The organism is Streptomyces sp. NPDC004647 (assembly GCF_040609575.1).
Taxonomy (GTDB): Bacteria; Actinomycetota; Actinomycetes; order Streptomycetales; family Streptomycetaceae; genus Streptomyces.
Genome location: NZ_JBEXKU010000008.1, coordinates 109,951 through 126,049 on the forward strand (window position 1 = coordinate 109,951; position 16,099 = coordinate 126,049).

Annotated in this window: 16 protein-coding genes and 1 pseudogene; 3 read left to right on the top strand and 14 right to left on the bottom strand. The window is 64.4% G+C overall.

From position 1 onward, the window contains the following. Nucleotides 1-2: 2 nt before the first annotated feature. The 9 genes from ABZW18_RS05775 to ABZW18_RS05815 form a co-directional block, all read right to left on the bottom strand. Complete coding sequence (locus tag ABZW18_RS05775; protein ID WP_356182581.1) at nt 3-896, bottom strand: acetaldehyde dehydrogenase (acetylating); 894 nt, start codon at nt 894-896, stop codon at nt 3-5. Next, a complete protein-coding gene (locus ABZW18_RS05780; RefSeq protein ID WP_356182584.1) occupies nt 893-2,896 on the bottom strand; it encodes a carbamoyltransferase C-terminal domain-containing protein in 2,004 nt (667 codons plus the stop codon). Before ABZW18_RS05780 ends, ABZW18_RS05775 begins: the two co-directional genes overlap by 4 nt. Nucleotides 2,897-2,911: 15 nt before the next feature. Beyond that, on the bottom strand, nt 2,912-3,652 hold the full coding sequence (locus ABZW18_RS05785; protein WP_356182587.1) for a phytanoyl-CoA dioxygenase family protein: 741 nt from the start codon (nt 3,650-3,652) through the stop codon (nt 2,912-2,914). Nucleotides 3,653-3,892: 240 nt separating this feature from the next. Continuing rightward, on the bottom strand, nt 3,893-4,123 hold the full coding sequence (locus tag ABZW18_RS05790; RefSeq protein WP_356182590.1) for an acyl carrier protein: 231 nt from the start codon (nt 4,121-4,123) through the stop codon (nt 3,893-3,895). Between the two features lie 48 nt (nt 4,124-4,171). After that, complete coding sequence (locus ABZW18_RS05795; RefSeq protein ID WP_356182593.1) at nt 4,172-5,212, bottom strand: beta-ketoacyl-ACP synthase III; 1,041 nt, start codon at nt 5,210-5,212, stop codon at nt 4,172-4,174. 176 nt (nt 5,213-5,388) lie between these two features. Continuing rightward, complete coding sequence (locus ABZW18_RS05800; RefSeq protein WP_356182596.1) at nt 5,389-6,147, bottom strand: methyltransferase domain-containing protein; 759 nt, start codon at nt 6,145-6,147, stop codon at nt 5,389-5,391. 212 nt (nt 6,148-6,359) lie between these two features. After that, nucleotides 6,360-6,875: a hypothetical protein gene (locus ABZW18_RS05805; RefSeq protein ID WP_356182598.1), complete on the bottom strand. Its 516-nt coding sequence runs from the start codon at nt 6,873-6,875 to the stop codon at nt 6,360-6,362. 544 nt (nt 6,876-7,419) lie between these two features. Further along, the gene (locus tag ABZW18_RS05810) at nt 7,420-7,971 is read right to left on the bottom strand and encodes a GNAT family protein (protein ID WP_356182600.1); all 552 of its coding nucleotides are present in this window, start codon (nt 7,969-7,971) and stop codon (nt 7,420-7,422) included. Between the two features lie 23 nt (nt 7,972-7,994). Continuing rightward, nucleotides 7,995-9,350, bottom strand: a complete 1,356-nt coding sequence (locus tag ABZW18_RS05815) for a hypothetical protein (RefSeq protein ID WP_356182602.1) — start codon at nt 9,348-9,350, stop codon at nt 7,995-7,997. A 549-nt stretch (nt 9,351-9,899) separates the two neighbouring features. Between ABZW18_RS05815 and ABZW18_RS05820 the strand changes: the two genes are divergently transcribed. Continuing rightward, nucleotides 9,900-10,136 (top strand): transcriptional regulator, encoded by a 237-nt coding sequence (locus ABZW18_RS05820; RefSeq protein ID WP_356182604.1) that lies wholly within the window; start codon nt 9,900-9,902, stop codon nt 10,134-10,136. A 69-nt stretch (nt 10,137-10,205) separates the two neighbouring features. On the opposite strand, the gene aspS is transcribed toward ABZW18_RS05820, so the two are convergent. The 4 genes and pseudogenes from aspS to ABZW18_RS05840 form a co-directional block, all read right to left on the bottom strand. Beyond that, entirely contained in the window at nt 10,206-11,528 is a 1,323-nt protein-coding gene (gene aspS, locus ABZW18_RS05825) for an aspartate--tRNA(Asn) ligase (RefSeq protein ID WP_356182606.1), read from the bottom strand. Nucleotides 11,529-11,927: 399 nt separating this feature from the next. Continuing rightward, complete coding sequence (locus tag ABZW18_RS05830) at nt 11,928-12,782, bottom strand: GNAT family N-acetyltransferase (protein WP_356182609.1); 855 nt, start codon at nt 12,780-12,782, stop codon at nt 11,928-11,930. Between the two features lie 103 nt (nt 12,783-12,885). Further along, a pseudogene (locus tag ABZW18_RS05835) lies at nt 12,886-13,065 on the bottom strand (GNAT family protein); the annotation flags it as partial. 51 nt (nt 13,066-13,116) lie between these two features. Further along, nucleotides 13,117-14,316, bottom strand: a complete 1,200-nt coding sequence (locus ABZW18_RS05840) for an endonuclease domain-containing protein (RefSeq protein WP_356182611.1) — start codon at nt 14,314-14,316, stop codon at nt 13,117-13,119. 197 nt (nt 14,317-14,513) lie between these two features. Here ABZW18_RS05840 and ABZW18_RS05845 point away from each other — a divergent pair, with 197 nt between their 5' ends. Beyond that, nucleotides 14,514-14,930: an HIT family protein gene (locus ABZW18_RS05845; RefSeq protein WP_356182614.1), complete on the top strand. Its 417-nt coding sequence runs from the start codon at nt 14,514-14,516 to the stop codon at nt 14,928-14,930. Between the two features lie 435 nt (nt 14,931-15,365). On the opposite strand, the gene ABZW18_RS05850 is transcribed toward ABZW18_RS05845, so the two are convergent. After that, nucleotides 15,366-15,647 carry a hypothetical protein gene (locus ABZW18_RS05850; RefSeq protein WP_356182616.1) on the bottom strand — a complete coding sequence of 94 codons (282 nt, stop codon included), beginning with the start codon at nt 15,645-15,647 and terminating at the stop codon, nt 15,366-15,368. A 66-nt stretch (nt 15,648-15,713) separates the two neighbouring features. On the opposite strand from ABZW18_RS05850, the gene ABZW18_RS05855 reads away from it, so the two are divergent. Continuing rightward, nucleotides 15,714-16,049: a histidine phosphatase family protein gene (locus tag ABZW18_RS05855; RefSeq protein ID WP_356182619.1), complete on the top strand. Its 336-nt coding sequence runs from the start codon at nt 15,714-15,716 to the stop codon at nt 16,047-16,049. Nucleotides 16,050-16,099: the final 50 nt, after the last annotated feature.

Sequence of the window (16,099 nt, forward strand, 5' to 3'; positions counted from 1 at the left end):
GCTCACGACAACTCCTTTGTGGCGCTCACCAGTTCCTGGTTTGCGGCGCGCTGTTCGGCGATCAGGACGGCGGCTGAGTTGATGATGTCCAAGTTTCCGGCATATCGGGGCATTCGATCGCCTGTAGCTGTCACTTCGACCGCGATGAAAACCCGTTCGTCGGTCACTGTGCAGGCCGTGACCTTGTATCCGGGAACGTAAGTGCGGACCTCGTCAGCCGCGGCGGCAACGAGCTCGCGGACCGGTTCGGTAGCAGCCCCGGGGACCAGCACGGACATGGCCACCCTGAATGTTGCCGGTGGCCGGGCCGGGCTGAGGTTGACGATCGCCTTGACGTCGCGCACGCCGGTAAGGGCACGGACGGCGTCCTGGGTTGTCGCGATGTACTCATCCAGGTTGAGGCGGGTGGCTCGGCCCACGCTGGGGCTGGCGGCGGTGGTGACCACCTCGATGTAGTCCGGTGCGTACCGCCGAGCGAGCGCATGCAAGATGGGGATGGATGCCTGGCCGCCGCAACTGATCAGGTTGACGTTGCCGCGCATCAGCGCGTCGGCCCCGTTCACCGTGGGGATGACCATGTGCCCGACCCTGCTGGGAGTGAGATCGACAAGCATCGTCCCCAGGGGTTGGAGCCGGGCCCAGTGCTCGGCATGCGACATCGCATTAGTGGCATCGAAGACGATGTCGAACGGGCGGGGAGCGTTGACCAACGCGTCGATCCCGTCAGCTGAGGTAGGGCAGCCGAGACTGGCCGCGAGCCGCAAGCCGCGGGCCGGATTATCGCGCCCGACCACCAGCCGGCAGTCGAGGAATGGGGACCGCTTGATCTTTGTGACCAGGTCGATGCCGATCACCCCGGCGCCGAGGACGGCGACGTCCAATACACGCCGGGTCATGAGCGGCCGTCCTGATCGTCGGTGAGCAGCAGCCGGTCCGCGAGTAGATCATGGACGATACGCACGGCCGCGGCCCGTTGCTCTGGCTCCGAGCAGTGCAGCTTGAGCAGATCACGAAGCGAGGTCGCTCCGTCAGCGTCCGCCAGCAGCAGGAAGACGGGTAGCGGGATGTCCTTAACCAGGCCGCTCCGGGCCCGGCTAGTCAGCCGGTACTCCGGCCCGTTCTCGCCCACGCTTGCCGACAGTTCCACGCCCGGCGCGCGGATCAGCCTAGACGCCTCAACACCATCGGACACTGGGCTGACTGGGACCACGAGACGGTCCTCGATCACCAGCGCGTCCATCTGAGTGGACAGCAAAACGTCGATCGCCTGCGACGGCGTCTCAACGATCGGTTCACCGCGGACGTTCATGCTCGTGTTGACCAGCACCGGTATCCCTGTGCGCTCACCGAACGCAGTGAGCAGGGCATGCCATCGTGGATTGCGGATGTGGTCGACGGTCTGTGCGCGTGCCGATCCATCGACGTGCGTCACGGCACCGAGTCGATCACGCCACTCCGGACGTACCTGCACAACCCTCAGCATGTAGGGGCTCGCCTTGTCCGGTCCCATGTCGAAGAACCTGTCGGCGGCTTCGACGGGCACGACTGGCGCGTAGGGCCGGAACTCCTCTCGGTACTTGATGGAGCGGTTGAGGTGCTCCCACATGGCTCGTTCGAAGGGAGCGGCCATGATGGAGCGGTGGCCCAGCGCACGAGGCCCGAATTCCGAGCCACCCTCGAACCAGCCGATCACCTGCCCCTGCATAAGACGCTCGACGATCTGCCGCTGGTCATATCTGCCAGTGCGGAGGCAGCCGCTCCACCGGTTCAGGGCCGCGTCGAGCTCCTCGGCCTGGTAGGACCTGCCAAGGAAGTCATGGCTGACAGAGGTCCCCTTAGTGTCACCAGTCAGCAGATAGTGAGCCGCGGCCGCGACACCGATGGAAACCCCGGCATCGTGGCTGGCCGGCATCGTGTAGAAGTGTTGCACTCCGGACTCGTGAACGATGCGCTGGTTCGCGACGCTGTTAAGCGCCACACCACCGGCGTAGGCAAGGTCGGCCTCGTTTGTCAGAGCCAGGACTCGGGAAGCACGCTCGACGAGCGCGACCTCCAGATCAGCCTGCACTCTCGCGGCAAGATCTCGATACTCCATGGGCGTGCCGCGCCGGTTGGCTCGCCTTAGCTGCTGCTTCCATTCGCTCGTAAAGCGGGATATTCCCGAGTCGTCCCGTGTGAGCAGACTCTCTCCGAACCTGGAAGCCTCGCCGTACGGGGCGAGGCCCATCAGTTTTCCTCCCTCCTGCCAGTCACCGAAGACGTACTGGGAAACAGACGCGTAGGTCTCTCCCAGGGACGACGAACCGCACATGGGATGGAACGATGCCGCTACGCCGCGATCGACCAGGCGATAGCCGGAGCGGTCGAACACATACGCCGACTCGACGTGATAGGGCGGCCGCGGAACGGGCATAGGTCTGTTCACGTATGCGGCGAACTCTGGACCACGCAGGAGAAGGTCATCGGCGCCGATCACGCTTCCCCCGGAACCATCCACCACCCACACGGCTGAGTGATCGAAGGGGCTGGAAAAGAACGTGGCGAACGCGTGGGCCAAGTGATGGGAGACGAACACCGAGCGTTCACCGACTGGGTCGAAGAGGTCGAAACTCTCGTCGGCGAACGGGAAGTTCAATCCCACCTGAGTGGGCACAAGGTTCTGAGTGTTGAACGCGAACAAGTCGACGTCATTAGGAGTCAGGCCGGCCGCATCCAGACAATAGTCTGCGGCGGCGCGCGAATTGAGGAACGGGCGGCCGTCACGTTTGATTCGGGTGAGGCGTTCGAGCTGGATGGCAGCGACAATCTCGCCGCCGCGCAGTAGGCAGGCCGAAGCGTCGTGGCTGCATGAAATCCCGAGAACGACGGGGCCTTCTTTGACGTGGCTGGACACCATGGAGGGCATTACCGCCTAGGGCAGTTGGTGGTGAGGAGCACGAAGAGGGAGCGTCGACCCGTAGCGCGATGTCTGTGTTGTGCTTTTCGGCTGCGAGTAGTAGTTCACGACGGCGGCAAGCCTGTCGTGGTCAGAACGATTCTGGGTGCTGGCGTGAACGGTCATGACGTCCAGGAACAGCGCGTCACCGGGCTGCATGATGGCTGGGCGAACCTGACTCAGATCCAGCTCCTCCTCTCGCACCTGGTAATCGTCCAAGTCTTCGTGCGGTAGAAGTCGTCTGTGCGAGCCGGGCAATATTTCGATCCCGCCGCGCTCTGGCGTTGCAGGGTCTATCGCGCACCAAAGTGTGACCTGGCGGGCCGACATGTCAGTCCAGTAGGCCAGATCCTGATGCATGGGCTTACGGCGGCCGCTTCTCGCTGGCTTGAAGATGAGCTTCGAGGAGTGGAGGTAGATTCTGGGTCCGATCAGATCCTCCACGTAGTCGAGCACGCGAGGGGAGCTGAATATCTCCCGGAAGCCGGAATCATTGTCGAAAGGCGCTGGAGCCCTACGGAGTACCGGTGCCGAGTTCTCATCCTGGTCCCAGGCAGTGCTTTCCTGCTTCGCAGCGGGTGCCTGCACCGTCGCGGCACGCGCGTAGTAGTCCTTGATGTAGTTCAGATCGCTCGGGCTCAAGAGGGCCGGAATGATGCAGTATCCGTCACGGTTGAAGTGCTCGATCTGATCAGCAGTGAGAGCTTTGAGCGTCATGCGACTGTGAGTGCTGATGGTCCCTCCAACGGTCAACGGGCTTTCCCATAAAGGGCGTTCAGTGAGACGTCCATGGATCAGATTCGGCCGGTCGGGCGTTACTGCCGCCCAACTCTGCGCTCAGATAGTGAGCTTGGCAAATCACGCAAGTGATATTGCTGCCGGAGCTGCCGGTTCTCTATCAACGGCTCGCGGAGTGAGTGAGGTAGGAAAGCGCCATACGAGAATCGAATCTCCTGGTCAGGCCGGTGTGCTCCGCTGGCCTATCAAGTGAGCGAGGTCGGCGACCGTCGCGGCTTCGAGCAACTCGTCATCACTGATCTCAATGCCGAGCCGCTTGCTGACCATCATGGACAACTCCACCATGGCGAGTGAGTCCAACCCAGCCTCCTCGCGGCTAGCCTCTGGCCGTATGTCGCCCTCCGCGAGATGGAGATCATGGATCAGGATGTTCTTGAGGCTGTCGTACACGGCTTCTCCCTGGAGTTAACGATGAGAGATGTGTAAGTGGTGGGACGACTACAACTCGCTGCCAAGCGGGACGCATTCGAGTTTGGGCCACACGACAGTGGTGGCACCCCATGTCAGGCCGCCGCCGAAGGCAGTGAGTAGGACTCGGTCCCCCGAAGCTAGGTCACCCCTGGCCGTCGCCTGCGCCAACAAGATTGGGACCGATGCCGCAGCGGTGTTGCCCACATGCTCGATGTTCTGGACCTGGCGATCCGGGGGGATGCCCAACTCTGATGCGACGAAGGAAGTAATCCGTGCATTGGCCTGATGTGCGACCAGTCTGTCGATCTCGTCGAGTCGCCAGCCAGCGGCTTCCACGGCGTCGGCCGCCGCGATGCTCATCCGCTCCACGGCATGACGGAAGACCTCACGTCCCTGCATCCGGAAGTACCCCTCGTGCACGGTGGCAGACCGCGGCGGCTGAGGTCCGGCTGCCTCTACGGCAATCAGGTCACTGAGCTCGCCATCGCTGCCCAGTACCACTTTCCCGATTGCTCCAGGCTCATCGTCAGTGCCTCGGCGCAGCACGAGCGCGCCGGCGCCATCTCCGAAGATCGGAACAGTGGTGCGATCTGCGGGATCCAGGAGGGTCGAAAAGGTGTCTGCTGCGATGAGTAGAACTCGTTCAGCAAGGCCAGCGGCGATGAAGCCTGCGGCTGTCGCCAGCCCGTATAGGAAACCAGAACAGACTGCAGAAACATCGAAGGCGGCGATCCCGGTCATCCCCAACCGCGATGCGACCTCGGGAGCTGTGGCCGGGCAAGATCGGTCGGGGGTCGTTGTGGCCAATATCAGTGCTTGAACCTCAACGCCGCCAGCAGACGTCACTGCTCGAGTTCCTGCTTCCACCGCCAGGTCGGATGTAGCCATGCCTGGGGGCACCACATGACGAGAAGAGATCCCGGTCCTGCTGTAGATCCACTCTGCTGAGGTGCCCAAACGGGCGTGGAGGTCTTCGTTAGTCACAACCTTCGGCGGCAACCAGTACCCAAGGCCGCAGATGACCGCTGCGTGGCCTGGTCGTCCAGCCGGCGGCACTATGCCAGCCATCAGAGGCTCGTGCCCGAGTAGTGAACGTTCCAAAAGATCAGTCGCAAGACGCTTCCTCTGCTGGTCAGTTGGTGATCACGCAGGTCAGTGTATGTTCACGTTCTCTCAAGCACCGTGCAATCGTGAAGTTCGCTCAAGCGGTACCTGCCACGTGCCCCCGGGGTACGGCGAAGGCGTCATAGGCGCTGAACAGAGACGATTACCGCCGTCTCCGCGAAGAAGAACTCCCCATGTGTTGCAGCCTGTTGGACCGCCATGTACCACTCGTCGATCTCGGCTACTTCGACATAGCCTTGCCCACGTCTCGCGGTCGCCTGCAGTGCTCCCCGAATGTCTTCGACCCGCCGACCGGCGTGACCATCCAATGACGTGGAGGAGGTAACGAGAGTCTCCACGTGCGTCAGAGCAAGCGGGGACGCGTTCGCTAGCCCGGGCAGCTTGCGGCCGATCCGGCCATCCGAACTGTCCATCCACGTCGGAGCGTCGTCTGCGAACGCATGGCAGACCCTCCGGTCGAGTTCGACGGGTGCACCGGAGATGACGAGGGCGTCGAAGTCCGAATGGGACAGCACTGCTCTACCGCCTGGCCGCAGGACCCGCCATATCTCCTTCAGAAGGAGCGCCGGATCAGGCAGACATTCGATCAGGTTGGACGAGATGACGGCATCGACGCTCTCGTCGTTAAGGGGGAGCCGATCTCGCAGGTCAACTGCAGCCAGTACGACACCGCCGCCATGGTCTTGCAACCGCTCCTGCGCCGTATCCAGGGCCTGCGCTGAACGGTCGAAGCCCACGAGCGACGCCGCAGGACAACGCCTACTGAACGCCTGCAGGGCAGGGCCGGCACCGCACCCCAGATTAACTACACGACCTTGCTCGGGAAGGTCGGCCAGGGCAATGAATCGGTCATGCAACGTCTCGTTCGTCATCACCATGAACCTCTCCTTGCGGCGGAACATGCGCGGAGTCAGGGCGATGCACCCCGCAGGCCCGTTCCCCGGAGTGCCTGACATCGATTGGGATCGGCGCGCGCCGAATGAGGCTCCAGTGATCGTACGCACCTCTCCGTAGTTCATCCCGCACTCGTTGTGATTGTGAAGTGGATCACTGTGGTTGGCCCGGCTTCGCGGCTGTGGGGGTGGACGGTTCAGTTCCGATAGACCTCGTCCTGCGGAATCGACAGGTCGAGGCCGAGGGCATTCGTCGCGACAGCAGCAGCGGCAGCGGCCTCCTGGAGTCCTGCCGAACCCCAACCAAGGCGATCAGGGGCGAAGTCCACGGGAGTTAGCAATCTCCGCAATCTGCGACAGCTGCCGGAATCGGGGCCTTGGCGGTGAAAGGTCGTGATGCGCGCAGCTAGGAACAACTCGGCATACGTCAAGCGCGCTGCCTCGTCGCGCACCTTCCGATAGCCGAGATAGACGGGTCTGTCGATGCTGACCCGAAATTCACGTCGGCACTTGCTGACTAGCGTTGCAAGGAAGTCATACCCCTCGGGTTCAGGTGCGCCTCCGGGCATATGGTGCTCTTCACTGCCCTCGCCGCTGCCCTCAACTCCGAGTAGTACGCGGCCAACAGCGTCAAAACAGAAGCCGTAGATTCTTCGCACGTCGGTGTCGTCCGGTATGCGGCGTGGAAGCCATTGGTGCGTCAACGTGGTCACGCTGTGCCCCTTCTCAGAAGTCGGCCAGATGTGTCACGGGTGCTGACACGAGCAGGTCGGATCGAGGTGGCTCAAATCGCTGCGGATGTCCACGCCCCGCTTGCGGTGGTGTTGCCTGCAGGGCGCCAAACCATCAACGTTCAACTTCGGGTTTACGGCGAACGCGACTGTAAGGATGCATAGTTGAGGCCAAGTGCACCATCTCCACCGTGATATCACCGAGGTAATATGAGCAGTCATGGGCCGGAGATTGGATGGCTGCCTGGCTGAGGCATCAGGTGAACTCGACGTCAAACACCGGGGCGCATGATGCGCACCAACGGGCTCAAATGGGACGCGTGCGCCTTCGCCCCATCGACAGCAGGCACTACGGTCTCATCGGCGAAGCCGTCGACCCATCCAGCTGGCTCGCGTGGCTGGCAGCCCGGCGTGATTGGACGGTCTGACCGGAAGGCGACCGTTGACAACCACATGGCTGGTGCTGGTAGTTCTCTCCCGGGACGGTTGGCGGCGCGCCGGCCGCCTCGACGTCACAGCAGCTCACTCACAACGTCGCACGCCACTCCGCCTCGACGATTCCGTAGGTCACGGAGTCCCGCCACGCATCATGAACGAATACGTGCTGCCTGATGCGCCCCTCCTCCACGAAGCCCGCGCGCAGCAGCGTCTTCTCCGACACCGTGTTCGCCGGAGACCGCGCAGCCCACACTCGGTGAAGATCCAGTCGGCCGAAGGCGACAGCCAGAAGGGCCCGCACCGTCTCTACGCCCAGGCCTTGGCCCCACGCATCGGGACGCAGAGCAAACCCCAGCGTTGCGGCTCGCTGCTGGTGCGGGTCCATGGCGAGACGGGCGAAGCCGATCAGATCACTAGTCTCCTGAGAGACCACAGCCAGCGCGTACTCCGTGCGTGGCTCAGTGCCGGACGCGGCGATCGCCCCCCTGACGAGAGCCTCAACCTGCTCGCGGGTTCGAGGCTCGAATGACAGGTACCGAGTCGCCTCCGGATCACCGTAGATCGCCAGGACCCCGTCGACGTCGTCCACGGTGAGTTCCCGAAGAGACAGTCGCGGGGTGGAGTGCTGGACCGGATACATGGCTGGGACTCTATTCGGCGCCCCTATCCGGGCAATGAGGGAGTGGGCGTCGAACTGAACACTTCAATCTCGGCACGAAGGTCCTTGGAGAGCTGGGCGGTGCGGGTCTCTGAGCCGGTGAGTGCGTCCTGGACGCGACGGACGCTGACGATGATGCCGTGATTGCGTTGTGCGGGTGGGAGATCGAGTACGGGGCGGATAGCCTCGGCGGCGCCTGAGAGTTCGCCGCTTCCTATGCGGCTCAACGCCAGGTTGGTGCGAGCGCCAGCCTCGTCACCGAAGGCCCACTCATCCTGTGACGCGGTCTCGTAGGCGCGTACGGCCTCTTCAGCATTCCGCTCCACCTGGGCTGAATGCTGTCCGAGGAGTACCTCCGCTTCGGCTACGTAGTACAGGTGGCGAGGGTTGGGAAACGTGAGGATTCCACCGATGCTGTCGAGCTCGTCTTGCACGGCACTCTCGCGCCTGTCTCCGGCACGGGAGATTGCGTCACCGACGGCGTCACGATCGCCGAGCAGAGCGTGGGCGCGGGCATCGAGGCACGCGAGCCAGGTGCTGGTGCTCCCCGCTACCTCCGCACCCTCGTGGGTGCCGAGTGCCGCGTAACGGACGGCGTCCTGCGGGCGACCGGCCCAGTACGAGATGAGGGACTGAAGGCCACGCACCCACGCTCGCATTGGATGGTGGTCGGCTTGGTCGGCGCAGATGTAGGCAGTCCGGGCCTGAGCCATCGCTGAGCGGGGATCACCAAGATCATGGCTGGCTTTGGACAGCATCCCGGCGGCCATTGCCGCTAGGAGATAAAGGTCCCGGGCCTGTGTCGGCTTGGCCTTGCCGCTCTCCAGGAGACGGTGTGCGAGGTCCTGCACCTCGATGAGGTCTCCGAGCAGAGAGTGGAGTGGAACGCGAGGATAGTCCGCTGCGATACGGGCGACTTCGCCTTGGATGTGGGCGAGGGTCTCCCGCCCGAGACTGTTGCCTTCGGCTGCTACAGCGAACCGGAGTGCACGATCTGCCGCCATTGCGACCTGCCTTCCCATGTGGTCCGAATCCGCGTAAGGGCTACGAGGATCGGTGAGCAGTACACGGGCCGACATCTGACCCGCGTCGCGGCTCAGCGCAGGCGGATCCGGCTGGACCGGAGGCTTCCCCTCGGCGAGTAGCTCCGCAATGGGACGCTTGAACATGTGCTCCAGGACCCGGCTCTGGTCCGGCTGGGGCTGTCTCTTCAGCTCTCCGCCCCACCAGCGTTCCACTGTCCGCTTCGATGCCGACAGCCCCCGCAGCCGCGGATCCCGGTCGAGATCCGCAAGCTCGTTGGCTGCCTGCTCAAACTGCGTGGCGAACGCTTCGTACACCTGCAGGTGTCGGGCCTTCATCAGATGCCATAACAGTGTGCTCATGGCTCCCCTGCCAGCGCGGCTCGTGTGCAATGACGGTAGATCCGACATGCCCCTACCGCATCAACTCCGGGCCCAAACCGACCAGATGACGGTCGAGGTGACGGTTGGCGTGACGGTAGGCGTGACAAACGGCGCGCCGCAGCAAGGTGAATGGCGGTTCCGACAACGGTAGTTACGCCGCGCCAACAGCGGCACTCTCAAACCTTCAGCTTCTGATTGCACTGCTGAGGCAGCGCACGGCCATGTACAGAGCGGTCGAACGCCGACCGTCTCGTCAACGGTCGTCTCGGCGCACGCCACCGGTACCGGTTCGCCAAGGAGTGGATGTCCGTGTTGGCAGTTCGTACCACCCAGGACCCTTCCGCAGGACACATGCGTCGCTGTGAAGGGTGCAGATGCCGCCTGAGCAGGTACAACGACGAGAGGCACTGCACGGCCTGCAGCCGCCGAGCAAGAGAGGGCATGCCTGTGGGCCCATCGGTGCCTCACCACGTCTGGTCGCACCCTGACATCCAACGAGCCCTCTTGGAGCGCGACTTCGGAACCCTCTGCCAGCTCGTTCGGCAGCTCGGAGCACTCCGGCAAGAAGACATTGTCGCGTTAACCAGCCTGAGCCAGCCGTTCCTGTCGATGCTGGAGACCGGAGCGCGCCGGCTCACAAACATCGACAAGATCATCATGCTTCTCGAAGGGCTCGCTGTGCCTAACGAACTGACGGGGCCAATGCTGTGCTCCGGGGCGACCGGCTCAGATGGCGAATAGAACTGCCCGGGTGGCGATGCATACCTGACTGCCTCGCCACCCGGGCCCTTAAATCTTGCATGAACTCGTCTACGGAGTCAGGCGGTTCGGGCCACGGAACAAGAAGGTGGCCTCGCGGATCGACTCCAGGCCGAGCATCACCATCAGCACCCGGCCAAGCCCCATGCCCAGACCGCCATGCGGTGGGCAGCCGTGCCGGAAGGCGTTCAGATAGTCCTGCAACGGCTCGGCGCTCATGTCCTTCTCTGCTGCCTGCTTGACCAGCACGTGATGCCGGTGCTCGCGCTGAGCCCCGGTAGTGATCTCCAGGCCCTGCCACAGCAGGTCGAAGCTCAGCGTCAGGTCCGGCTGGCATGCGGGGCGCATGTGGTAGAAGGGCCGGATGCTCGTCGGGTAGTGCGTGATGAACACGAACTCGTGCCCCTTCGCCTCACGGATGTGCTCCGCGATGCCACGCTCGCCCTCAGGGTCCAGGTCCTCCTTCGCTCCCTCCGGGTCCCAGCCCTTGGCGCGGAGGATCTGCTGGGCCTCGGCCATCGTGATGCGCGGGAACGGTGTCGTCGGCACCGTGGTCTCCATGCCGAAGGTCTCTCGAATCGCCTCTCCGTGTGCGTCGGCGACCTTGCGGATGGCGTGCGTGAGCATCTGCTCCTCGAAGGCCATGACGTCCTCGACGTCCGTGATCCAGGCCAGCTCCACGTCCACGCCCGTGAACTCCGTTGCGTGCCGGGACGTGAACGACGGCTCCGCCCGGAACACCGGCCCGATCTCGAAGACCTTGTCGATACCGGCAGCGATCGCCATCTGCTTGAAGAACTGCGGCGATTGCGCCAGATACGCGGCGCGGTCGAAATAGCCGAGCTTGAACACCTCCGCCCCAGACTCAGAGGCGGTACCCATGAGCTTCGGTGTGTGCATCTCCGTGCAGCCCTGGCTGTAGGCGTATTCGCGCATCCCCTGCTCGAGTGTGGTCTGCACGGCGAACAGCAGCTGTGCCGCTGGGCGCTTGCGTACGTCGAGAAACCGCCAGTCCAGGCGCTGCTCCAGCCCGGTGTGCTCGTCGATCGGCAGCGGCGTCTCGGCCCGGTTCAGCACCTCGACCTGCTCAGGGACCAGTTCCAGGCCGCCGAGGCTCACGATCGGGTTGTCGACCACGCGGCCCGTGACGCGGACCGCAGATTCTGGAGTCAGCCCCTCGAGAGCCGTCTCGATCTCGTCTCCTTCGCCGCCGCGCTTGTGGGTGACCTGCACCATGCCAGTGTGGTCGCGTACGACAACGAACTGCATCTTCCGCTGGAGCCGGAGTGTGTTCACCCAGCCTGACACCGAAACGGTCTGTCCGACGTGTTCTCGCAGTCCGGACACCAATACGCGGCTAGTCGTGTGGATCACCGCAGCCCTCCCAGGGGCGTCGTCGTGATCCCTTGGGAGCGTGGGCGAGAAGGGGACTCGCGGTGCCACCACGCTTTTGCCACCGCCAGGCAGCGGCGGCCTCATTCGTGCCCGATGACGGGGGCCAGTCGGCGGGGCATTGGACCCGAAGGTCGTTCCTCCCCGCGCTCAGGAGGGTCTTCACCAAGGGCTATGAGACTGCCTTCACAGCTACCGGCAGCTCTCTCGGCTCACGTGACCCTGGGCTACTTGTCTCCATCAACGCGTTGCCATCGAGGGTAGGAGGACTCCAGACGCAGCGGCAACAGGAATAGGCAGAGGCATGGCGCGTCCCTCTCACCGGGGAGCGACCGGCTCGCTGGCCCGCTTCTCCCGAGTCTGGTTACGCCCGGACCGTGCCTAGAAGTTGTACACCGCGAAGTCCGTCACGGGGCGGTACCCGATCCGCTGGTACAGGCCATTGCTGGTGGGGTTGGCAAGGTCGGCGAACAGCAGCACCTCCGCCGCGCCTGCCGCCAGGGCCGCCCTGCTGACCTCGGCCGTCGCGGCGCCCGCGTAGCCGCGGCCACGTAGGTGGGCCGGGGTGTAAACGGGGGCCACCCTGATCTGGCCGGCGACCATCGGGGTCATGCCTGCCATGGAGACGGGGGTGCCGTCCGGGGTCTCCCACAACGTGACTCGTTCTTGGGCGATGCGCGTGTCAGCCCAGGAGCCGGCCTCTGCGGACGCAGTTCCTCCGATGTCAGCGACGAACTCTTCGTACCAGCACATGAGTTGCTCACGGTCCTGTTCGCCAGCGATTCGGCCCCGGCCCGCCGGATGCGGCTCTGGCGGGGTCAGCGTGCCGAGCCGGTACAGGCGCTGCTGCTCGTGGAGCGTCGGCGTCGCGCCGGTGTGCCGCTGCCAAGCCTCGGCGAAGGCGGCGGCGGTGTCGCGGTCCGCGCTGACGCCGGGGACGGGGAGGCCGAGGGCGGCCAGATGAGCGGCGAGGGTGTCGGACTCGTCGGGGGTGAGGGGGGTGAGGTTCAGGCGGCGGGGCGGGGTGCGGAAGTAGGTCGCGCGGACCTCGCCCGCCCTCTCCAGGATGCCGAAGACGGGGGCTTCGGCGCCGTATGCGTGCGCTCCGCGCGTACGCAGCGCCTCGGTCACCGTCAGAGGGATGGTGTGCAGGGCGGGGCGCGAGTGCAGGAAGTCTCCTGCGCGGGCTTGGAAGCTGTCGACGTCATCGGTGAGGTGCCAGTCATCCGGGCGCATGCCTCATGATCCCGCGCGTTCACGGACTGCGCCCGTGGTTTTCCGACGGGGCGAGACGACGGGCCGCGGTCGGGACGCCCCCTCCCCCCAGTGACCCCGCCGCCTACTCCGGCTCCGGGTCCGTCGCCAGGCGGCCGTGCAGGTGCATGTCCCGAAACGCGTCGTGCCGGCCCGGTTCGAACATCGCGCCCCGCAGGGTCCCCTCGTACCGGAAACCACATCGTTCGGCGATGCGGCAGGAGGAGTCGTGGCCGAGGGCGTGGTCGAGTTCGAGGCGGTGGAGGCAAGGGCCTGTCCGGCGGATCGGGTCGCGAGAAGCAACCGCGCCTTATCGTCAGGCCGGAGCCAGACCCTTATCAACAAACTCGCGCACCAACTCCATGACCTCTACTCCGCTCAGCTCCCGCTCCCACTGCTTCTGCTGTCCGTGACCGTGACACACCAGCCGGAAGCGCATCGCTCCGTCGGTCCCGCGTGTGGCTTCCGCGATATAGGGGCGCTTCCTGCATCGTCCGTGCCGCTCGAATGTGTACAGGTGACTGCGCGCTACGTTCTCGTGGTGGCGCTGTGGGAGGGTTCGCTGCTCACGGCAGCCACGGCATTCCAGCAAGTGCGCAAGACCGCCCTCGCGGGTCAGGAAGTTCAGCCCAAGGCCCTCGTACGTGTTGCAGCTCGCGCAGAGCGGCCCACGTACGTATCCATGGTCGTGGCAGTGGTCCCAGTGGGATGCATGGCGGGGCTCGGTGCACAGCTGGCACAGGTAGCTGTCCGCCCGAGTGGTGCGAGGCACGGAGTCGTAGGGGGCACCCCGTAGTTGACCCGAGTATGTCTGGGACGAGGCCGCTGTGCATGAAGGGCAGAGCGTGATCCATCCACTGACGCTAGGCGTGCGCCACTCCCAGGCGTCCCCAGGTTTTCCGCACCCAGTGCAACTCCGAGCCTTGGCGGCCAGGTGCTCCTCGGCCTTCGCCCACCGGTCCAGCAGGTGCGCATAGGCGCGCGGGACACGCCATTCTCTGTCCGCCCAGTGCAGAACATCCAACGGCCTTGTGCACGCGATGGTTTGGCGGCCGTACTCCTGCGTGAACTGGGCCATGGTCAGCCCACAGGGCAGACCGTCATCTTTCAGCATCTGGCGCCGCTGGCACGTGTCGCCGCAGGGGCAGCCGTTGCGGTAGACCTGATTGAAGGCGGCGTGGGACATCCACCCGTGTACTACACGGCGCCAGTCGTACGGATCCCAAGTGTCCTCAACTTGGCGTCTGCGCTTGAACAGGCCCGCGTCCACCAGATCAGCACGGTCGAACTTCAACTCTTCCAAGGCTTGGCCGGCGCGCCGTATCTCTCTGTCGTCGAAGCGCCACTGGCCTTTGTGCTTGTAGCCGCGCACGGGGGCATCGCCGATGAGGATGTAGCCGTGCGCGGCGAACCGGCCGCGGGGCGCTTTGGTTAACACGTCAGCGTCAACAGGCACCGCGCACGTCTGGGTCAGATCCGCCAGGAGGTCCCGTGCCGACTTCGGGGTAATGAGCATGGCCGTGATAATGGCAGCGAGGACTGACAATCCGACCGTGCCGGTCCGGAAAGTGATGACGCCCTAGTAGCCGAGAAGGGCCGTTTGAGCCGCCAACCACCGAGACGGGCACCAGACTTCCAACCCTCGGCGGCGCGCCGAGTGCGTCCTGGAAAGCCGTGGAGACGTGCTTGCTGTGAGTGGCAGGATTGATCGCCATGGAGTGCATCTTCTGTGACTTGCTCCGTCGAGGAGACGCTCGCTGGGTCGAGCGTGGACCGGAGGCTTCAGCGTTCGCTCCTCTCGATTCCCTCGCGCCTGGGCACACCGTAGTCGTACCGAACGCGCACCATGAAGACATCTTCGACGCGCCGCCCGAGCAGCTCGCTGCCACCATGGCGCTGGTCCAGCATCTCGCTAAGACCATGAGGACGACTCTGGCGGCCACTGGCGTCAATATCCTCAACGCCAGCGGCCCTGCATCGGAGCAATCCGTGCGGCATCTGCACTTCCACCTGGTGCCTCGCTGGCCGGGTGACGGCTTCTCTACCTGGCCGTCAGAGACTTCCACGCACCATTTTGACGGGGACGCCATCGCTCATCTGGCTCATGCGGTGTCACTCGCACACCAGTAGGCGCCAGGTGCGGCGGGTAGGCGATTTCTTCGGAGGCAGCATCCACTTGCGTTCTTCGTCCCTATGCAAACGTCAGCTGCTCCGGGCGAGCCTGATCAGCGGAACAGGGCCGCGCACGCATCGAGGCCCGTGACCTCCACCGGGAGAGCCAGGACGGCAAGGTGATGACGCTCCATCTGCTCGAAGATCGCCGGCCCCTATGTTCATCCGGACGACCCGCGTGTGAAGCCCGCCCGACGAGCAGCGGTACAGATCGTGAAGGAGCTTAAGGCGGACTGAGGGCTGCACGGGAAGACCCCGAAGTGGCAAGGTCCCCGTCGCTTTCTGCGCTGGCCATCAGATCCCGGCATGGGGGTACTGGTGAGGCCCGCAGACGGGGGATGCTGCGGGCCTCGTGTCGCTCAACGGACGAAGGAGCTCTGACGTTCCAAGTGATCAGATGGCCAGAGCGGCACGTCCGGCAGCGGTGGTTTCGACGAGATCGGCTCGTTCACCGTTGGCCGGGGAGACGATACGGACGAACCTGTTGGTTTGTAGGCTGATCGAGGCGCCGTAGAGGCCGAGCTGCAGTTCGGTCCACGCCTCATGGTCACGGTGATGCTCATCCAGGCCAGGGGCTGGCGGGTGGATGATGTGGAACAGGTCGGACATCGCGACCGGGGCAGTGGACTCGTCGACCAGGCGCAGAAGCTCACGCTCGTCGTTACTCAACGTCATGAAGCCAGACTAGTGCCGCCGGGGATTCCGGTGGCGTCGGCCGCGAACTGTACGTCACCCTCGACTGTGACCATCTTCTACCTAGTGCAGCACGCGGAGAAGGAACGCCAACTCGGCGATCCGGGCCTGACCGTCCTCGGCCGTCAGCATGCGGCCCGAACAGCGAAGTGGCTGCAGCACGTTGGGATCGGGGCCGCGTTCAGCAGCCCTCTGAGGCGGGCCCGCGAGACGGCGCAGTTCATCACGGTGGCGTCCGGACTCCAGGTCCAGGAGGATGCTCGGCTGCAGGAACGGATGAACTGGGCCGACGACCAGCCCATCGAAGAGTTTCTCGCTGACTGGGCAGCAACGGTCGAGGGGCCCTCGCCCCGGATCTTGGACACCGTAGACACTGGATCTTGAGGATCTGGGAGAACGGAGTCCCTGTGGGGATGAAGCACTATCCGCCGGAG

Coding starts and splice junctions, on each gene's coding strand:
- ABZW18_RS05775 (WP_356182581.1), bottom strand. CDS start 896: ATGACCCGGCGTGTATTGGACGTCGCCGTCCTCGGCGCCGGGGTGATC.
- ABZW18_RS05780 (WP_356182584.1), bottom strand. CDS start 2,896: ATGGTGTCCAGCCACGTCAAAGAAGGCCCCGTCGTTCTCGGGATTTCA.
- ABZW18_RS05785 (WP_356182587.1), bottom strand. CDS start 3,652: ATGACGCTCAAAGCTCTCACTGCTGATCAGATCGAGCACTTCAACCGT.
- ABZW18_RS05795 (WP_356182593.1), bottom strand. CDS start 5,212: ATGGCTGGCATAGTGCCGCCGGCTGGACGACCAGGCCACGCAGCGGTC.
- ABZW18_RS05800 (WP_356182596.1), bottom strand. CDS start 6,147: ATGGTGATGACGAACGAGACGTTGCATGACCGATTCATTGCCCTGGCC.
- ABZW18_RS05810 (WP_356182600.1), bottom strand. CDS start 7,971: ATGTATCCGGTCCAGCACTCCACCCCGCGACTGTCTCTTCGGGAACTC.
- ABZW18_RS05815 (WP_356182602.1), bottom strand. CDS start 9,350: ATGAAGGCCCGACACCTGCAGGTGTACGAAGCGTTCGCCACGCAGTTT.
- ABZW18_RS05830 (WP_356182609.1), bottom strand. CDS start 12,782: ATGCGCCCGGATGACTGGCACCTCACCGATGACGTCGACAGCTTCCAA.
- ABZW18_RS05840 (WP_356182611.1), bottom strand. CDS start 14,316: ATGCTCATTACCCCGAAGTCGGCACGGGACCTCCTGGCGGATCTGACC.
- ABZW18_RS05845 (WP_356182614.1), top strand. CDS start 14,514: ATGGAGTGCATCTTCTGTGACTTGCTCCGTCGAGGAGACGCTCGCTGG.
- ABZW18_RS05850 (WP_356182616.1), bottom strand. CDS start 15,647: ATGACGTTGAGTAACGACGAGCGTGAGCTTCTGCGCCTGGTCGACGAG.